Here is a 17238-nt window from a genome sequence, read left to right as displayed (position 1 = left end):
GCGCGAAAGTGGCGGAATTGGTAGACGCACTGGATTTAGGTTCCAGCGCCTCACGGCGTGAGAGTTCGAGTCTCTCCTTTCGCACCAGCAACTAATTTAACTTCAACTCAAGGAACTCAAGCATGTCCAGCGTAGAAACTGTGAGCGCGTTAGAACGCCGTCTTAACGCAGCCATTCCTCAACAAGTCATCCGCGGTGAGGTTGCTGCCCGGCTGAAAAAGATCGGCCGTACCGCAAAGATTGCCGGGTTCCGTCCGGGCAAAATCCCGGCAAAGATACTGGAGCAGCATTACGGCGCGCAGGCGCATCAGGAAGCCCTGGGCGAGGCGCTGCAGCGTTCATTCGACGAGGCTGCACAACTCAATAACCTGAGGGTGGCTGGGTATCCGCAATTCGAGATCAAGACCAACGATCTGAGTGCCGATCAGGTTGAATACAGCGCAACTTTCGAGGTGTACCCGGAAGTGGCGATGGGCGATCTGTCGGGTGAGGCGCTGGAGCGCGTGGTTTGCGAATTGTCGCAGGCCGACGTGGACAACACCATCCTGACGCTGCGCAAGCAGCGTGCCACCTTCGAGCCGGTGGATCGCGCCGCACAAGCCGATGATCAGGTGCGCATCGATTTTACCGGCAAGCTGGGCGGCGAGGTCTTCCAGGGCGGCGAAGCCAGGGATTACCCTTTCCAACTGGGGGTGGGGCGCATGCTGCCGGAGTTCGAATCGGCCATCACCGGCATGAAGGCCGGTGAGACCAAATCTTTCGACATGACTTTTCCGGCCGATTATCACGGCAAGGATGTGGCGGGCAAACAGGTGACTTTCACCGTTACGTTGCACAAGGTCGAGGCGCCCAAGCTGCCGGAAGCGGACGCCAAGTTTGCCGAAGACGTCGGCATCGAGGGTGGCGATGTCAGCAAGCTGGAGAGCGAGGTGCGCACCAACCTGCAGCGTGAAGTGGCGCGTCGCCTGAAGCTGCGCAACAAGGAAACGGCGATGGACGCTTTGCTGAAGGCGGCGAAGTTCGATGTGCCCAAGGCGCTAGTGGAATGGGAGGCACGGAGCCTGATGCAGCAAACCGCCCAGGAAATGGAATCGCGCGGCATGAAGATGAAGGACATGGCATTGCCGCCGGAATTGTTTTTCGAACGTGCAGAAAGGCGCGTCAGGCTCGGCCTGATTATGGCCGATCTGACGCAGAAACATGACCTGAGAGCAAAACCCGAGCAGGTGCGCGCTCTGGTAGAGGATTACGCGCAAAGCTTTGACGACTCTGAAGAGGTGGTGCGCTGGTTTTACGCAAATCCCTCTCAGTTGCAGGAGATCGAGAATCTGGTGCTGGAAGAAAACATCGTAGGATGGACGATGGGGCAGGCAAAGGCGACGGACAAGGCCATTCCCTTTAACGAATTGATGGAGAAATGACGCGATGCATTATGTGGAGCCACAGAATATCGGTTTGATCCCGATGGTCGTAGAGACCAGCGGGCGCGGCGAGCGGGCGTATGACATCTATTCGCGCCTGCTCAAGGAGCGTGTGGTGTTCCTGGTCGGCGAGGTCAACGACCACACGGCGAACCTGATCGTGGCGCAGATGCTGTTCCTGGAATCGGAAAACCCGGACAAGGATATCCATTTCTACATCAATTCGCCGGGGGGGTCCGTGACTGCCGGCATGGCGATTTACGACACCATGCAGTTCATCAAGCCGAATGTCAGCACGCTGTGCATCGGCCAGGCGGCCAGCATGGGTGCGTTTCTGCTCGCGGCGGGCGAGAAAGGCAAGCGCTTCTGCCTGCCCAATTCGCGTGTGATGATCCATCAGCCGCTGGGTGGCTTCCGCGGCCAGGCGTCGGATATCGAAATCCACGCGCGCGAGATTCTGTACCTGAAGCAGAAGCTCAATCAATTGCTTGCGCAGCATACCGGCCAACCGGTCGAGACCATCGAGCGCGACACGGATCGCGATAATTTCCTGAGCGCGCCGGATGCGGTGAAATACGGCCTGGCGGACCAGGTACTGGAAAAGCGCGTTTAAGATTTTATTGAATTGCCGATAACACGATACAGAGGTAACAGCGATGGCTGGCGATAAAAAATCGGGTGACAAGTTGCTTTACTGCTCATTCTGCGGCAAGAGCCAGCATGAGGTGCGCAAGCTGATTGCGGGCCCGTCGGTGTTTGTGTGCGACGAATGCATCGCGCTGTGCAACGACATCATGCGCGAGGAAATCCAGAATGACCAGGACAAGACAGGCAAGGATGGCAAGGCGGATCTGCCCGTGCCCAAGGCAATCCATGCGACGCTCGATGAATACGTGATCGGGCAGGAGCGGGCCAAGCGGATTCTGTCGGTTGCGGTGTACAACCACTACAAGCGCCTCAAGAGCGATGACAAGGACGGCGTGGAACTGGCCAAGAGCAACATCCTGCTGATCGGCCCGACCGGTTCCGGCAAGACACTGCTGGCGCAGACGCTGGCACGCCTGCTGGATGTGCCGTTCGTGATGGCAGATGCCACCACGCTGACCGAGGCGGGCTATGTCGGCGAAGACGTCGAGAACATCATTCAGAAGCTATTGCAGGCCTGCGATTACGACGTGGAAAAAGCGCAGCGCGGCATCGTGTACGTGGACGAGATCGACAAGATTTCGCGCAAATCGGACAACCCCTCGATCACGCGTGACGTTTCCGGTGAGGGCGTACAGCAGGCCCTGTTGAAACTGATCGAAGGCACCAAGGCGTCGATTCCGCCGCAGGGCGGGCGCAAGCACCCGAATACGGAATTCCTGCAGGTGGATACCACCAACATCCTGTTCATCTGCGGCGGCGCGTTTGATGGGCTGGAGAAGGTCATCCGCAACCGCTCCGCCAAGGCCAGCATCGGCTTTGGCGCGACCATCAGCAGCAAGGACGAGCGCAAGACCGGCGAGACCCTGCGCGATGTTGAGCCGGAAGACCTGATCAAGTTCGGCCTGATCCCGGAGTTTGTCGGGCGCCTGCCGGTCGTGGCGACGCTGGAGGAGCTGGATGAGGCCGCACTGGTGCAAATCCTTACCGAGCCGAAGAATGCGCTGACCAAGCAATACCAGAAGCTGTTTGCGATGGAAGGCGTGGAGCTGGAATTCCGCGAGGGGGTGCTGCTGAACATCGCGCGCAAGGCCTTGGCGCGCAAAACCGGTGCGCGCGGGTTGCGCTCGATCCTCGAGACCGCCTTGCTGGACATCATGTTCGATCTGCCATCGACGGAAAACGTCAGCAAAGTGGTGTTGGACGAAACAGGCCTGGCGGGGGAAATCAAACCCATCATCATCTATGCGGATACGCCCAAGGCAGCCTGATTAAGCCCTAAACGCTTGTTTTGATGCCTTGTTCCGGGGTGGTTGAATTTTTCAGAACCACCCCCATCTAACCTCACAGTCAACGAATAGGTTACCGCCATGTCAGAACAAGATACTTCAAACGTCGTAACAGCCAACCTGCACCCGCTGCTGCCATTGCGCGATGTCGTGGTGTTTCCGCATATGGTCATCCCGCTGTTCGTCGGGCGCGCCAAATCCATCAAGGCGCTGGAAACGGCCATGGAGGCAGGCAAGGGTATCGTACTGGTCGCGCAGAAATCGGCGGCCAAGGATGATCCCTCCAAGGAAGACTTGTATGCCGTCGGCAGCATGGCGAACATCTTGCAAATGCTCAAATTGCCTGACGGCACGGTGAAGGTGCTCGTGGAAGGCACGCAGCGCGTCAATGTGCTGCGCGTATTCGATGCTGACAGCCATTTCGACGCCGAGGTGGAAATCGTTCCTGCCGAAGATGGAACGGACAGCGAGTCCGAGGCCATGCGCCGCGCCTTGATTGCGCAATTCGACCAGTATGTGAAACTCAACAAGAAAATCCCGCCGGAAATCTTGACTTCGCTGGCCGGTATCGATGATGCCGGGCGCCTGGCCGACACGATCGCCGCCCATCTGCCGCTCAAGCTGGAGCAAAAGCAGGAGGTGCTGGAGGTCTTTGGCGTGCGCCAGCGGCTGGAGCACCTGCTCGGCCTGCTGGAGGCCGAGATCGATATCCTGCAGGTCGAGAAGCGCATCCGCGGCCGCGTGAAGCGCCAGATGGAAAAGAGCCAGCGCGAGTATTACCTGAACGAGCAGGTCAAGGCGATCCAGAAGGAGTTGGGAGAGGGTGAGGAGGGCACCGACCTCGATGAACTGGAAAAGAAAATCAAGGCTGCACATATGCCCAAAGAGGCGCGTAGCAAGGCTGAAGCGGAACTTAAGAAGCTGCGCCTGATGTCGCCGATGTCAGCCGAGGCGACCGTTGTGCGCAACTACATCGATGTGCTGGTCGGTCTGCCGTGGAAGAAAAAAACCAAGATCAGCGCCGACCTGAAAAAGGCCGAAGTGGTGCTGGAAGAAGACCATTACGGTCTGGATAAGGTCAAGGAACGCATCCTCGAATATCTCGCCGTGCAGCAGCGGGTGAACAAATTGAAAGGCCCGATACTCTGCCTGGTCGGTCCTCCTGGCGTGGGCAAGACCTCGCTGGGGCAGTCCATCGCGCGTGCCACCAACCGCAAATTTGTGCGCATGTCGCTGGGTGGGGTGCGCGATGAATCCGAGATTCGCGGCCACCGCCGTACCTATATCGGTTCTATGCCGGGCAAGATACTGCAGAACATGAGCAAGGTCGCGGTGAAAAACCCCTTATTCCTGCTCGACGAAGTAGATAAGATGGGTATGGATATGCGCGGCGATCCATCTTCCGCGCTGCTGGAGGTGCTCGATCCGGAGCAAAACAGCACGTTTGTCGACCACTACGTCGAGGTGGAATATGACCTTTCCGACGTGATGTTCGTGGCGACCGCGAATACCCTGAACATTCCTGAACCGTTGCTGGATCGCATGGAGATTATTCATGTTTCCAGCTATATGGAAGATGAGAAGATCAATATCGCCACGCGCTACCTGGTACCCAAGGCGATCAAGAACAGCGGCCTGAAACCTGAGGAAATCAACATCTCCGAGAGTGCGTTGCGCGACATCGTGCGCTATTACGTGCGCGAGGCGGGAGTGCGCAGCCTGGAACGGGAAATTTCCAAGATTTGCCGCAAGGTGGTGAAGTCGCTTTCGCTGAAAGAGCGCGATAAGAAAATCGTGGTCAATGCGCGCAACCTCGATAAATACCTCGGCGTACGTCGCTATTCATACGGGATAGCCGAAAAGAACAACCAGGTCGGTCAGGTCACCGGTTTGGCATGGACGGAAGTAGGCGGTGAGTTACTCACCATCGAAACCGCCGTGTTGCCGGGAAAGGGCAAGACCACTACCACCGGCAAGCTTGGCGAAGTGATGCAGGAATCCATCCAGGCCGCCATCAGTGTGGTGCGCGGTCGTGCCAAGCGGCTGGGCATAAATGAAGAGTTTTACCAGAAGTCGGATCTGCATATCCACTTGCCCGAAGGGGCAACCCCCAAGGATGGCCCGAGCGCGGGGATTGGTATATGCACATCCATCGTCTCGGCGTTGACCGGGATACCGGTACGCGCCGATGTGGCGATGACCGGTGAAATTACCCTACGCGGTGAAGTGTTGCCGATCGGCGGCCTGAAGGAGAAGCTGCTGGCGGCTCAGCGCGGGGGGATCAAGATAGTTTTGATTCCGGAAGAAAATACTAAGGACCTTGCAGAAATTCCAGACAATATCAAAAACCGGCTGGATATCCACCCGGTTAAATGGATAGACCAAGTGCTGGAACTGGCTCTGGAGCGCACCCCGGAGCCTCTGCCGGAATCGCCTGAAACCACCGCACCTGCTGGATTGCCGGCAGCCGGCGGCACTCAGGAAGCGACGCTGGTAACCAAGCACTAGAAAAATTGATAGCAGCTAGTCGGTCGTGGTGCAAGATGAAAAAAATTTTCGCAATCGCTTGACCAAAGCTGCGAAGCCTTGATATAAAGCCGTTGCAGGACTTCATCCTGTTTTTAACCACTCAATAATTAAGGGGGCTTACGTGAATAAATCTGATCTGGTTGATGCAATTGCAAAATCCGCTGATATTTCCAAGGCAGCTGCCGGCCGTGCGCTGGATGCAGCCGTAGATTCGATTAAAAAGGCATTGAAAAAAGGCGATACGGTAAGCCTGGTCGGTTTCGGCACCTTCAAAGTTGGCAAGCGTGCTGCACGTACTGGTCGCAATCCTCGCACCGGCGAGACGATCAAGATCAAGGCAGCCAAGGTTCCAAAATTTACAGCTGGCAAAGGTCTGAAGGATGCTGTAAACTAGTCGACTTTGTTGGGTGCTTAGCTCAGCTGGTAGAGCGTCGCCCTTACAAGGCGAATGTCGGCGGTTCGATCCCGTCAGTACCCACCAACAAGCAAGTTTATTGGAGTGGTAGTTCAGTTGGTTAGAATACCGGCCTGTCACGCCGGGGGTCGCGGGTTCGAGTCCCGTCCACTCCGCCAAATCAAGGCGAACGAAAGTTCGCCTTTTTCACATCTGTTTCTTTTAAATCAATAGCTTGGTGCTGCCACTATGTTTGATTTTGTCCATGAAAAAAAGCGGTTGGTGCAGATAGTTCTGGCGCTCATCATCTTGCCGTTTGCATTCTGGGGAATGGACTCGTACAGGCAATCCGGGAATACGGCGGAAGTAGTCGCCACGGTGAACGATGCAAAGATTACCCAGCAGGAGTTTGAAAATTCACTGCGCCAGCAACAGGACCGTTTGCGCCAGATGCTGGGCGCAAATTTTGATGCCGCAATGCTGGACAATCCTGAAATGAGGCATGCGGTGATAGACAACCTGGTTGCGCAGCGCCTGCTGATTGAGCGCGCCAAGGCTGTCGGCCTGGCAGTCAGCGACGAGCAGATGGCGCAGGTTATTCAAAGTATCGAAGCGTTCCAGGATAACGGCAAGTTTGACAAGAAGCGTTACGAGGCTGCGCTGGCAAACCAGAATATGTCGCCGTTGATGTTCGAGGCGCGCCTGCGCGGTGAGCTGCTCGGCCAGCAGTTGCGCGATGCCTACCTGCAGAATGGATTTGTTTCTAACAGTGTGGCGGATAACGTTATCCGCCTGATGGAACAGCAGCGCGTGGTGAGCATATCGCCCGTATCATTCCAGCCCTATCTGGCGCAGGCGAAAGTGGATGAGGCCGCGCTGAAAAAATATTACGAGCAAAACCAGAAAGAATTCCAGGTTCAGGAGCAGGCCAGAGTCGAATATGTGAAGCTTTCAGTGGCGAATTTGCTGCCAAAAGCCGAAGTGAAAACGGAAGATGCGCGCAAGTATTACGACGAACATCAGGGCGATTTCGGTACGCCGGAGGAGCGCCAGGCGGCGCATATCCTGATTGCGGTAGCCGCAGCCGCGCCGCAGGCCGAGCAGGAAGCAGCCAAGGCAAAGGCCGAACAGTTGCTGCAACAGGCCAGAAAAACCCCCGAGGGATTTGCCGAGCTGGCCAAGCAGAACTCGCAGGATCCTGGTTCCGCAGCGAATGGCGGGAGTCTCGGATTCTTTGGCCGAGGCATGATGGTCAAGCCGTTCGACGATGCCGCCTTTGCGCTCAAACAAGGGGAAATCAGCGGGGTGGTGAAATCTGATTTTGGCTATCACATCATCAAGCTGCTCGCGGTTAAACCCGCAAAAATTGCACCATTCGAGGAGGTGCGCGAAGGTGTCATCAATAAACTACGCCAGCAAAAAGCTGCCGACCTGTTTGCCGAACTGGCGGAAAAATTCAGCAATACCGTCTATGAACAGAGCGATACCCTGAAGCCGGCGGCTGAATTGGTCGGTGCGAAGATGGAGCAGAGCGGGTGGCTGGTCAAGGGGGCTGCCGCAGGCGAGCCTTGGACGACAAAAATGCTGCAGGCAATCTTCACCGATGAAACCGTGAAAAACAAACGCAATACCGCGGCGATCGAGGTGGCCCCCAACACGCTGGTTGCCGCACGGGTTCTGGAATACAAGCCGGCCGCTGCACGTGCGCTGGACGAGGTGCAGGAAATGATCCGCCAGAAATTACTGCGCCAACAGGCAATGGAGCTGGCTGTCAAACAGGGCAAAACGCTGCTGGAGCAATTGCAGCACGGCGATAAGCCTGCGCTGAGCTGGACTCCCCCCCAATCCATCAGCCGTGCGCAACATGGTTCGCTGGACAAGGAGTTGGTACGCAAGATATTCCAGGCGGATGCAGTCAAGCTGCCGCGGTATGCCGGGGCGGAAACGCCGCAAAACGGCTATCTGCTGGTGCGCATAGAGGCTGTCAAGGAAGGCGGTAAGCCTGACGATGCAAAACTGGCCGGCTATGCGCAAAGATTGCGCCAACTGGCCGGCGAGGAGATGTTCAAGGCTTATCTGGCCGACGCCAAGCAGCAGGCAACCATCAAAGTGACTTTGCCGGAAAAGGCGCCGGGGAATTAAACAAGCGCGTAAGGCATGACCCAATAAAAACGCCACCCTTGGGTGGCGTTTTTATTTGGCGGCAAGCTCGAGTTGCGCCAAATTTACTTGCAGTGTCTTTCAATGAGTTGCTTTGCGATGATGTCGTGATTCAGCCAGATAACCGGGGCAGCGGGATCCGAGGTTTCGTAAAACATCAACGGCCCGGTTCCTTCCAGCACCAGGGCGCTCAGAAAATCGGTCACCAGCGCCTTGCGGTCTTTGTGCATCTGGGTGATTTCATCCGACGTGCCTATCATCAGGTCGGCCAGTTCCCGGCTGTTGTCCATCGGCCAGGCCTCGAAATTGCGAAAGCCTTTCATTACCTCGCTTGCGTTGTAGTCGTTGATCTTCTGCAATAGCCCTTCCAGCGTGGAGCCTTCCTGCAACAGAGCACTGCAAACCTGCCATTGCGATTCAGCCCAGGCGCCGCCATTTTCCCGCTTCAACGCCTTCAGCAGGGGGAACAGGGAGAGCTCGACGCCGACGAAGATATCGGAAGAATTGGTGCGTATCTCGGGGCAGTTGTATACCGTCGCCTTGATGCCGGCGGCCCAAGCGGATTCGGCGGCGCGCTCGAGACGCATCTTGGCGTAACCCTGGGTGTAGTTGGTGTAGGTCTGCCATTCGTAACCGCCATTGATAAGGACCTCGGTGCCGTGGTAACCATAGGCCGTATAGCGCACCTGCCCCCCGGCCTTTTCCACTCGAGCCCGTATTGCGGCGCTGCCCTCGATCAGGTGCTGGAATGTGTTGGCGGTGACCTCGTCGAAATTCATCAGGATCAGCTTGCCAAGATCGCTGTCAAGCAATGCTCGCGAAGACATGAAGCGTTCGCCCTGGCCTTTGTATATCCGGTTCGCGATGGCTAGGAAGACCTTCACCTTGGGGATGCCGCCGGCCATGGTATGGGCGAAGAAGACATTGCTGCCGTCCGGAATCATGCCATCCAGTTCGGACATCACTTGTGCCAGCGAATTCTTGAAACGCCGCACACCGGCTTCGCGGCATTTCTCGATATGCTGCCAATCGAGTTTGTCGTCCTGCCAGCTTTTCAGGGTCATGTTGCCAAGCAGATCCGTCGGTGTCGGTTCGCCGGTGGGTGCGTCCAGATCGAACCCTGCCATCAGGGGAACATTGATGATGCGTCCTCCGAGATTGGCCTCGGCCTGGGAGAGTTCCTCGTCGGTCAGCGGGCGCAAGGCGTTGTTTTCGTCGCGGCGGCCGACGGTGATGCCGACGATCGTCATGCCCGTCCTGCGGGCCTCGTCGATCAGGCCGTTGGCATAGCCCCGGCCAAACAGCTCGCCAAAAAGCACGAAAACATCACCCTTCCGAAAGATATTTTTCTTCGGAATTTCCCTCAACGACACTCGTGAACTCATAAAACCTGCCTTCCGCTTAACGAACAGTTATTATTCTACTAATGATAGCTCGATTTGGCTTCCGGCCAAACCCTTTGCCGGAGCCAATCTGGTGCTTTTCATTCCATGAGAATCCTGATTTACAGCTGCCGAGTTTACCTTAATTGACATGAGAGTAGAGAGCGACGGTGGCCCTGGTATTCGCAGGGATGTTTGGAAAGAACTTCATATGGCGGTGGAATCGAGTTGTGCGGCAGGTTTTTCGAGGAGCCAACATATATATTCCAACGCTGTTCAATTTCAGGTTCACACACATGCTGGAAAGGGGCGGCACTATTGATTGACAGGGCTGCTATGAATAGGCGATATTGCCAAAGCGAATGTGTTCGTTCGACGGAGTGCGGGCGCAAGACGCTCTCCTGCTTTGCGGAGATATATTTATCGGGTTAACCGGAATGGAATTAACATGGCAACAACGGTTAAGACAAACGGGTTGGTTGATGGCTGTAGCCGGTGGTTAGGATGTCGATGAAAATTTGGAATAGACGTTGGGTTAAAAGCACACCACCGCGCACTTTCACACTGGTCAGCCTGGTACTGATTGTGGTCATGGTTGCAGCGACTGGCTATACACAGTCAAGATTCTTCGAGGACGAGCTCATTCAGCATGAATCGGTAATTGTTCGCGAAATGGTGCTCTTTCTTGCACGGGAGGAATTGAGGGCCGAGGATTTTGACAATTACAAGAGCACCTCGTCGCAACTACACTTCGAGCAGAGTTTCTTGCTGTTGAAAAACATTCCGGGCGTGATACGCATCAAGTTATACAACGCCGATACCACCGTCATCTGGTCGGATGTGAAGGAAATGGTCGGCCAAGAAAAACCGAGAACCAGGGAACGCCTCGCTCAGATGTGGGGAGGAATTCCCAGTGGCATCTTCGACCCATACAATCCCCCGTCACATCTAAAGCATCCCCTGCCGCACACCAGGTTGATCGAGTTCTTTGTGCCGATCACGATTAAAAAAACGGGGGCTCCCGGAGGGGAAATCAAGGGCCTGGTGGAGGTGTACCGCTCGGCAGACGACCTGATCAGTACCCTGCGGCATGGTGTGTTGTTGCTGTGGCTGGTTATTGCCATCGGTGGAACGATACTGTTCTTCGCACTGTTTCATCTGTTTCGCTCGGTCTATCGCCGCCAGCGTGATGCGGAAACACAGTTCCGCCAACTAAGCACCGAGCATGAGCGCATCGTGCAGATGGAGAAGCTCTCGGCCATGGGACGCATGGTCAGCGAAATCGCACACCAGATCAACAATCCGCTGGTGGGAGTCGTCAACCTGGCGCAGTTGGCTGAGCGCGAGATCGACAAGCCGGAACGCACCCGCGAACTCCTGGGTGATATCCGCAAAGCCGGCGAGCATTGCCGCAACTTCGTGCAGCGCATGCTGCGCTTCAACCAGCTCGCGCGCTCCGAGCCGCAACCGACGGAGATGAACTGGTTGATGAACGATACCATCAACTTCTTCTCGCAAAGCGTGGAGGGTGGACCATCCGTGGGATTGGTCGCATCAGACAGGGAGGTGGTGCTGCAGGTCGATCCTGTACTGCTGCGTCACGCCTTGTTCAATCTGATCAGCAACGCCGTCCAGTCCGATCCGCTCGGGCCGATCTGGATCAGCATTTCGGCCAAACCGTACGAGGGAGTGGACGGCTGGGCGATTACAGTCACTGACCATGGTTCGGGATTGTCACCCGATGCCATGAAACATCTGTTCACACCGTTTTACACGACGCGCAAGAACGGCATCGGACTGGGGCTGTCGGTGGCACAGCATATCGTGTCCCAGCATGGCGGGCGGTTATATGCGGAAAACAATTTTGAGGGCGGTGCCAGCTTCATTATCTGGCTGCCGGCGCAAACGACCATCGCGGCGGAGCCTCAGAAGGATATTGAAGAATGAAGGCAAAAATACTGCTGGTTGACGATGACCCTTTTACGCAGCGGCTGGTTGAGGGGCTGCTGCGCGCGCAGCCGGTCGATCTGAAGATGGCGGCAAATGCGGCCGAAGCACGCAGAGTCTTCCTCCAAACCGATTTCAACCTCATCCTCCTCGACCAGCGCTTGCCGGACGGCAACGGGTTGGATCTTTTTGCCGAAATGAGACGCGAACGGCCGCATCAGGTGGCGATCCTGATCACAGGGTATGCCGAGGTACGCGACGCAGTGCGTGCTGTGCGGGAAGGCCTGTTCGACTACCTGACAAAACCCTTTGAGAATATCGAGGAGTTGGATGCCGTCATTGCCCGCTCCCTCGAACTGGATCGCGCCTATCGCGAGATTGCCGAGCTGCGCGAGAGCCTGGATGCACAAGGAGCTGCGCCGGTGATTATCGGCCGCTCGGCGGCCATCGAGGGGTTGCTCGCCCAAGTGCGCCAAGTGGCGCCGCTGGACACAACGGTGCTGATCGAGGGGGAGAGCGGTACCGGCAAGGAACTGATTGCCCAGCTTATTCATCGCTCCAGCTCCAGATCGGACAGCCCCATGCTGGAAGTCAATTGTGGTGCGCTTTCCGAACAACTGCTTGAAAGCACGTTGTTCGGTTATGAAAAGGGGGCGTTTACCGGGGCGGCAAAATCCACGGCGGGTTATTTTGAAAAGTCCGATGGCGGCACGCTGTTTCTTGATGAGATTGTCGATATGAGCGCCAAGCTGCAATCCAGTCTGTTGCGTGTGCTGCAGGAGGGCAAGTTTACCAGGCTGGGCGCCACGGCGCAGCGCTGCAGCGATTTCCGGCTGATCTGTGCGACCAACAAGTCGCTGGAGGACGAGGTGGCCGCCGGCCGATTCCGCAGCGATCTCTACTACCGCCTCAAGGTGGTGGCGTTGCATATTCCGCCGCTACGTAAGCGGGTGGAGGATGTGATGCCGCTGGCGCAGTATTTTCTCAGCCACTTCAACCGCAAGTTTGGCAGGCAAGTCGGCCCTTTCACGCCTGAGGCAATGGAACGCCTCGAAACGGCGACATGGTCAGGCAATGTGCGTGAACTGCAGCACATCATCGAGCGTGTCGTGGCAATAAAGTCTTCGGGCCTGATCGCAGCGAGCGACCTGGGCACTCTCGGTGCAGCGGTGGCCGCGGCGGACGGTACCCCACGTCCGTTATCGACCTTCCGCGATGCACGCGAGGAATTCGAGTGCGAATATTTTTCACGCCTGTTTGAGGCTGCCGGCCGAAATGTGTCCGAAGCCGCACGCCTTTCTGGAATGGCGCGCCAAAATCTCTATCCCTACCTGAAACGACTCGGGCTTGTCATGGATGCATGACAGTTGTTATGTTTTCATGACAGCCTGAAATTACCTTCCTGTTTTTTCCCTCTCCATACCCTCAGCAACTCATTGATTAAATGAGTTTGCCATTTGGCCGCTATCTTGGCACGAAGATTGCGTTAACTAAATGGATTTTGTTTCTGTTTGATTGCATTTTGTAACAGCTTGTAACCCGTATAGGCCGATCAAGAGCTTGGGGTTGCTGTAAGGGGAGTCTGTAAACCTGGTTTATATCTCCGACAGTGATCTTTATCCCCATGTTTTCTTGGGCGGATTGGTGCGTGTTCCAGTTTTCCGGTTGGGTTTTTATTTAGTTTTTTTGTTTTATTCCAGGGGAGTAGAAAATGATTTGGGAGCGATTCTTGGGTAGGGGTGCAGCGCTGGTGGGGTTTGTCATGTTGTTGCTAGGCTTGTCTGCCGGCCGGATGGCACTGGCCGCTGAACCTGCCGCTGCGGCGCAAAATGCCGCCGGCTATGTTGGCGAAAAAGTCTGTGCCACCTGTCATGATGTTCAGAGCAATGTTTTCGGGCACACCCTGCATGCCAAGGTATTCCGCGAAAATCCGCGGAACCAGATGGAAAAGCAGGTGTGCGAAGCCTGCCACGGGCCGGGTTCCATTCATGCCGAGAATCCTACCGACAAGAGCGCCATCATCGGTTTCTCCCGGGAATGGGGAACCCCGGCCGAGAAACAGACGAGCACCTGCCTGTCCTGTCATAAGGGCGGGAACCGCCTGTATTGGTCCGGTTCGACTCACGATACCAACAAGCTTAGCTGCAGCGATTGTCACAACCCGATGGCCAAATTCTCTCCTGGCGGCCTGCTGAAGAAAGCCAGCATTACCGAGACCTGCCAATCCTGTCACAAGCAACAGCAATCCGAATTCAGGAGGCGTTCGCACATGCCGGTTCCCGAGGGCAAGATGAGTTGCGTGGATTGCCACAATCCGCACGGTTCGGTGACCAAGCCGTTGCTCAAGGCGAAAAGCGTCAATGACATCTGTTACACCTGCCATGCCGAAAAGCGCGGTCCCTTCCTTTGGGAGCATGCACCGGCGAAGGAAAGCTGCCTGACTTGTCATGCGGCGCACGGTTCGAATCAGGACAAGCTGCTCAATGTGGCTCGCCCCTTCCTGTGCCAGCAATGCCACCAGAGCGGCCACCAGTTCAACTTTATCAATAACCAGGATACCGTGCCTGGCATAGCTATTGGCGGCGGTCAAAACAGTAACCGTGCCTTGGGGCGTTCCTGCCAGAGCTGCCACTCGCAGATACACGGCAGCAACCATCCATCCGGCGCGCGCTTCCAGCGTTGATCTGACGAGGAGACGACAACATGAAACGCATAGCATTTTCCGGTCAGGTCGAAACAAAACGTAATAGGAGATTTTCCATGAGTATCAGTCCTCGCTTGAAGCTTTTCACTGTCTGCATAGGAGCGGCGTTTGCCCAGATGGCATCCGTTCCCGCCCTTGCCGATTCGGGCGTGGGGGTAGACACCGTGCTCGGTAATGCCGGCAACCCCGGCTATCCTGCCGGCCCGGTATCGCTGGAGGCGAATTCTTCGTATGGGAGACACACCCCGACCGGTCAGTTGTATGGCACTCCTTACGCATTGTCTGAGGAGGGTGAGAAGAACTCGTCAGGGTGGACTTCCACAAAAAATCTGGAAATCGGCATCATGGGCGGCGACAACAACAAGAAGAATGCCCTCTTCAGGATGTACAAAGACCCCGCCAACAGCCTGTATATCAACAACTTCGGCGTGGAGGCGGAGCAGGCTGACTCTGCCAGCTTCTTGAGCCTGAGCGGCGGCGGGGTCACAAACAGCGATCAGTACTATGGTATGTCCTTCGGCCGCTACAACGACTGGAAAGTCAAAGCGTTTTACAACGAGACACCGCATGTTTTCACCACCTCTTACCGCAACATCTTTAACGGCGTCGGGACAGGTACTCTCACCCTGAAGCCAGGCCTGGTGGCGGGGGGTACAGGCGCCGGTGCAGTTGCACCGGGGATAACCCCGGCGGATGCAGCCAGCGTCATTGCTGTCGCAAATGCCAACGCAGGTACTGAACTGAGCATCGTGCGCAAAAAGGGTGGAGCGCGCCTCGACATGAATGTGAGCGACGAGTCCAAGGTCTATGCCAGCTACACCAATGAACATCGCGTGGGCTCGCGGCCATTCGGCATGGTGGCGGGGATCGGTGGCGGCGGTGGGCAGGCCACGCCGTTCATTGAGGCGCCTGAATCGATCGATTACAACACTCATGATCTTTTGGCGGGCATCCAGTACGCCGATGGCCTCAACAGCCTCAATCTGAGCCTCTCGGCTTCCATTTTCCGCAACCATATCGGCACCGAAACGATACAGATTCCGTTCGGGAATTTTGCTGTAGCTGCGGACGGTGTGGCTGCTCGAGCCTTGACGCAGGGACGTTTCGACCTGGTTCCGGACAACGAGGCCTATAATGCCACTGCCGAATATGAGCGCCAGCTTCCCGACTGGATGAAAGGCCGTTTCACCGCCACGGTTTCGGTGGGCACCAACCGGCAGAACGACGCGCTGATTCCGCCTAGCGTGAATGCCATACCTGGAATTGCCGCCATGAACGTAACCAACACGGCGGCCGGGGCCTGGAATACCACCGGAGCGCTCAGCCAGTTAACAGCGGGCGCGAAAATCAACAACCAGCTGATTGACCTGGGCTTGGCGCTCAAGCCGCAGGATGATTTGGACGTGAAGGCCAAGCTGCGCCATTACGCGACCCAGAACAGTACGCATTATCTGGCATGTAACCCGAATGCCATCTATGCGGACAACAGCCCTGCTGCCGGGATTACGCCCGGGGGAATCAATGCATTGGGGTGCAATGGCGTATGGGGACGTATTCTCAACGATGGTGCGGCAGTCAGCCTTTTCCAGCCCAACATCGCCGCACCGTCTACCGCCATCTATATCCAGAACACGCCCTACGATTCCAGGCAAACCAATTACGGTATCTCGGCAGACTATAAGCTCGATAAATACTCTAGCCTGAATGCCGCACTGGAAAGGGAAGACGTGAAGCGCAGTTTCCGTGAGCGGGACAAGACCTGGGAAGACAAGCTCAAACTGGGCTTCGTCAACAGCGGGTATGAGAAAGGAACCCTGCGCGTATCTTATGAGTACGATACGCGCCGCGGCTCCCAATACACCACCACACAGTTCCGTACCACGCAGATGAGCGGTGCCTTGTATCCCGCCCTTCCTGTGGCCGTTGTATTGCCGGCGGCCGCCTATCAGACTACAGCCTTGTACGAGACGCGCAGGATGGATGTGGCAGACCGGGATCAGGGCATCCTCAACGCCCGCTTTAACTATCTCGTGACGCCGGAGCTGGATGCAGGGGCGTCCATGCAGGTGAAGCGCGGCAAATTTCCGGATGCCCTTCTGGGTACCAGCAAAAGAAATCAGGATACGCTTAACTTGGATCTGACTTACCAGCCTTCGACAGAGTTGTCGGCTTCTGCCTTCTATACCTATCAGACGGGCAACTACAACATGGCAAGTGCCACAGCCGGTATTGCTGCCGGCACACTCGCTGTTGCACCTAACCCGGCTGGTTGGGCTCTCACCTGTACGGATTTGAATAATCCCGGCGGTTGCGCGTTGCCATACAACAGGCTGGCCAGGTTCGACATCAACACCAAGGACCGAAACGATATTCTTGGCTTGAGCATGTTGTACGACTTTGGCAAGACCAAACTGCAGGCGGATTTCACCCATACCAGGGGAGTCACGACAACCGGCTATACCTATGGGCCGACTGCAGCTTTGCAAGCCGGTCCCCTCACCGGGTTTGGCATGCCAGACATGAACTTTGACCAGAACACCCTGGATCTGAAGCTGCTGATCCCCCAGACTAAGGACTTGTCGATCAAATTGCTCTATCACTTTGAGGAGGGCAGGATTACCGACTGGCACTACACTACCATCCAGGCTTCTCCTGCTGCGAGTTTGACTGCTGCCGGTGTGACCGACGGGTTTGTTTTCGATATGGGGCCGCAGAACTATCGCTCCCACGCGGTGGGCGTCATGTTAGATTTCAAGCTGTAATTCTC

The 17238-nt window shown here is 56.2% G+C and carries 11 protein-coding genes and 3 tRNA genes; 13 read left to right on the top strand and 1 reads right to left on the bottom strand.

The annotated features are described in order from the left end of the window. The first annotated feature begins 2 nt into the window (after positions 1-2). The 9 genes from ACRRNM_RS03400 to ACRRNM_RS03360 all read left to right on the top strand — a co-directional run bounded on the left by ACRRNM_RS03400 (position 3) and on the right by ACRRNM_RS03360 (position 8420). Positions 3-87 (top strand) — tRNA-Leu (locus tag ACRRNM_RS03400). A 35-nt stretch (positions 88-122) separates the two neighbouring features. Then, positions 123-1421, top strand: coding sequence for a trigger factor (gene tig, locus ACRRNM_RS03395; RefSeq protein WP_435626834.1), 1299 nt, complete (start codon positions 123-125; stop codon positions 1419-1421). A gap of 4 nt (positions 1422-1425) precedes the next feature. Next, entirely contained in the window at positions 1426-2034 is a 609-nt protein-coding gene (clpP, locus tag ACRRNM_RS03390) for an ATP-dependent Clp endopeptidase proteolytic subunit ClpP (protein WP_435626833.1), read from the top strand. 43 nt (positions 2035-2077) lie between these two features. Next, positions 2078-3337 carry an ATP-dependent Clp protease ATP-binding subunit ClpX gene (gene clpX, locus ACRRNM_RS03385; RefSeq protein WP_435626832.1) on the top strand — a complete coding sequence of 420 codons (1260 nt, stop codon included), beginning with the start codon at positions 2078-2080 and terminating at the stop codon, positions 3335-3337. A 99-nt stretch (positions 3338-3436) separates the two neighbouring features. Continuing rightward, entirely contained in the window at positions 3437-5863 is a 2427-nt protein-coding gene (lon, locus tag ACRRNM_RS03380; RefSeq protein WP_435626831.1) for an endopeptidase La, read from the top strand. A gap of 127 nt (positions 5864-5990) precedes the next feature. Further along, the gene (locus ACRRNM_RS03375; RefSeq protein ID WP_435628634.1) at positions 5991-6278 is read left to right on the top strand and encodes an HU family DNA-binding protein; all 288 of its coding nucleotides are present in this window, start codon (positions 5991-5993) and stop codon (positions 6276-6278) included. 11 nt (positions 6279-6289) lie between these two features. Further along, a tRNA-Val gene (locus ACRRNM_RS03370) sits at positions 6290-6365 on the top strand. 15 nt (positions 6366-6380) lie between these two features. Beyond that, positions 6381-6457 (top strand) — tRNA-Asp (locus ACRRNM_RS03365). 70 nt (positions 6458-6527) lie between these two features. Then, positions 6528-8420, top strand: coding sequence for a SurA N-terminal domain-containing protein (locus tag ACRRNM_RS03360; protein ID WP_435626830.1), 1893 nt, complete (start codon positions 6528-6530; stop codon positions 8418-8420). Positions 8421-8503: 83 nt separating this feature from the next. On the opposite strand, the gene ACRRNM_RS03355 is transcribed toward ACRRNM_RS03360, so the two are convergent. Beyond that, a complete protein-coding gene (locus ACRRNM_RS03355; protein ID WP_435626829.1) occupies positions 8504-9823 on the bottom strand; it encodes an enoyl ACP reductase FabMG family protein in 1320 nt (439 codons plus the stop codon). A 501-nt stretch (positions 9824-10324) separates the two neighbouring features. Here ACRRNM_RS03355 and ACRRNM_RS03350 point away from each other — a divergent pair. From ACRRNM_RS03350 to ACRRNM_RS03335, 4 genes are all read left to right on the top strand, one after another. Continuing rightward, positions 10325-11767, top strand: a complete 1443-nt coding sequence (locus ACRRNM_RS03350) for a sensor histidine kinase (protein WP_435626828.1) — start codon at positions 10325-10327, stop codon at positions 11765-11767. Beyond that, positions 11764-13131, top strand: coding sequence for a sigma-54-dependent transcriptional regulator (locus ACRRNM_RS03345; RefSeq protein WP_435626827.1), 1368 nt, complete (start codon positions 11764-11766; stop codon positions 13129-13131). Before ACRRNM_RS03350 ends, ACRRNM_RS03345 begins: the two co-directional genes overlap by 4 nt. Before the next feature lie 365 nt (positions 13132-13496). After that, a complete protein-coding gene (locus ACRRNM_RS03340; protein ID WP_435626826.1) occupies positions 13497-14450 on the top strand; it encodes a DmsE family decaheme c-type cytochrome in 954 nt (317 codons plus the stop codon). Between the two features lie 20 nt (positions 14451-14470). Continuing rightward, positions 14471-17233: an MtrB/PioB family outer membrane beta-barrel protein gene (locus ACRRNM_RS03335; protein WP_435626825.1), complete on the top strand. Its 2763-nt coding sequence runs from the start codon at positions 14471-14473 to the stop codon at positions 17231-17233. The last annotated feature ends 5 nt before the right edge of the window (positions 17234-17238 follow it).

The organism is Ferrigenium straubiae, assembly GCF_051257895.1.
Lineage (GTDB): Bacteria > Pseudomonadota > Gammaproteobacteria > Burkholderiales > Gallionellaceae > Gallionella > Gallionella straubiae.
The sequence above is the reverse complement of the archived record's forward strand: the minus strand, read 5'-3'. Positions and strand labels throughout refer to the sequence as shown.

What these genes read in the sequence shown, in the direction of transcription:
- ACRRNM_RS03345 (WP_435626827.1), top strand. Translation starts at nt 11,764, where the DNA reads ATGAAGGCAAAAATACTGCTGGTTGACGATGACCCTTTTACGCAGCGG.
- ACRRNM_RS03355 (WP_435626829.1), bottom strand. Translation starts at nt 9,823, where the DNA reads ATGAGTTCACGAGTGTCGTTGAGGGAAATTCCGAAGAAAAATATCTTT.
- clpP (WP_435626833.1), top strand. Translation starts at nt 1,426, where the DNA reads ATGCATTATGTGGAGCCACAGAATATCGGTTTGATCCCGATGGTCGTA.
- ACRRNM_RS03360 (WP_435626830.1), top strand. Translation starts at nt 6,528, where the DNA reads ATGTTTGATTTTGTCCATGAAAAAAAGCGGTTGGTGCAGATAGTTCTG.
- clpX (WP_435626832.1), top strand. Translation starts at nt 2,078, where the DNA reads ATGGCTGGCGATAAAAAATCGGGTGACAAGTTGCTTTACTGCTCATTC.
- ACRRNM_RS03350 (WP_435626828.1), top strand. Translation starts at nt 10,325, where the DNA reads ATGTCGATGAAAATTTGGAATAGACGTTGGGTTAAAAGCACACCACCG.
- lon (WP_435626831.1), top strand. Translation starts at nt 3,437, where the DNA reads ATGTCAGAACAAGATACTTCAAACGTCGTAACAGCCAACCTGCACCCG.
- tig (WP_435626834.1), top strand. Translation starts at nt 123, where the DNA reads ATGTCCAGCGTAGAAACTGTGAGCGCGTTAGAACGCCGTCTTAACGCA.
- ACRRNM_RS03335 (WP_435626825.1), top strand. Translation starts at nt 14,471, where the DNA reads ATGAAACGCATAGCATTTTCCGGTCAGGTCGAAACAAAACGTAATAGG.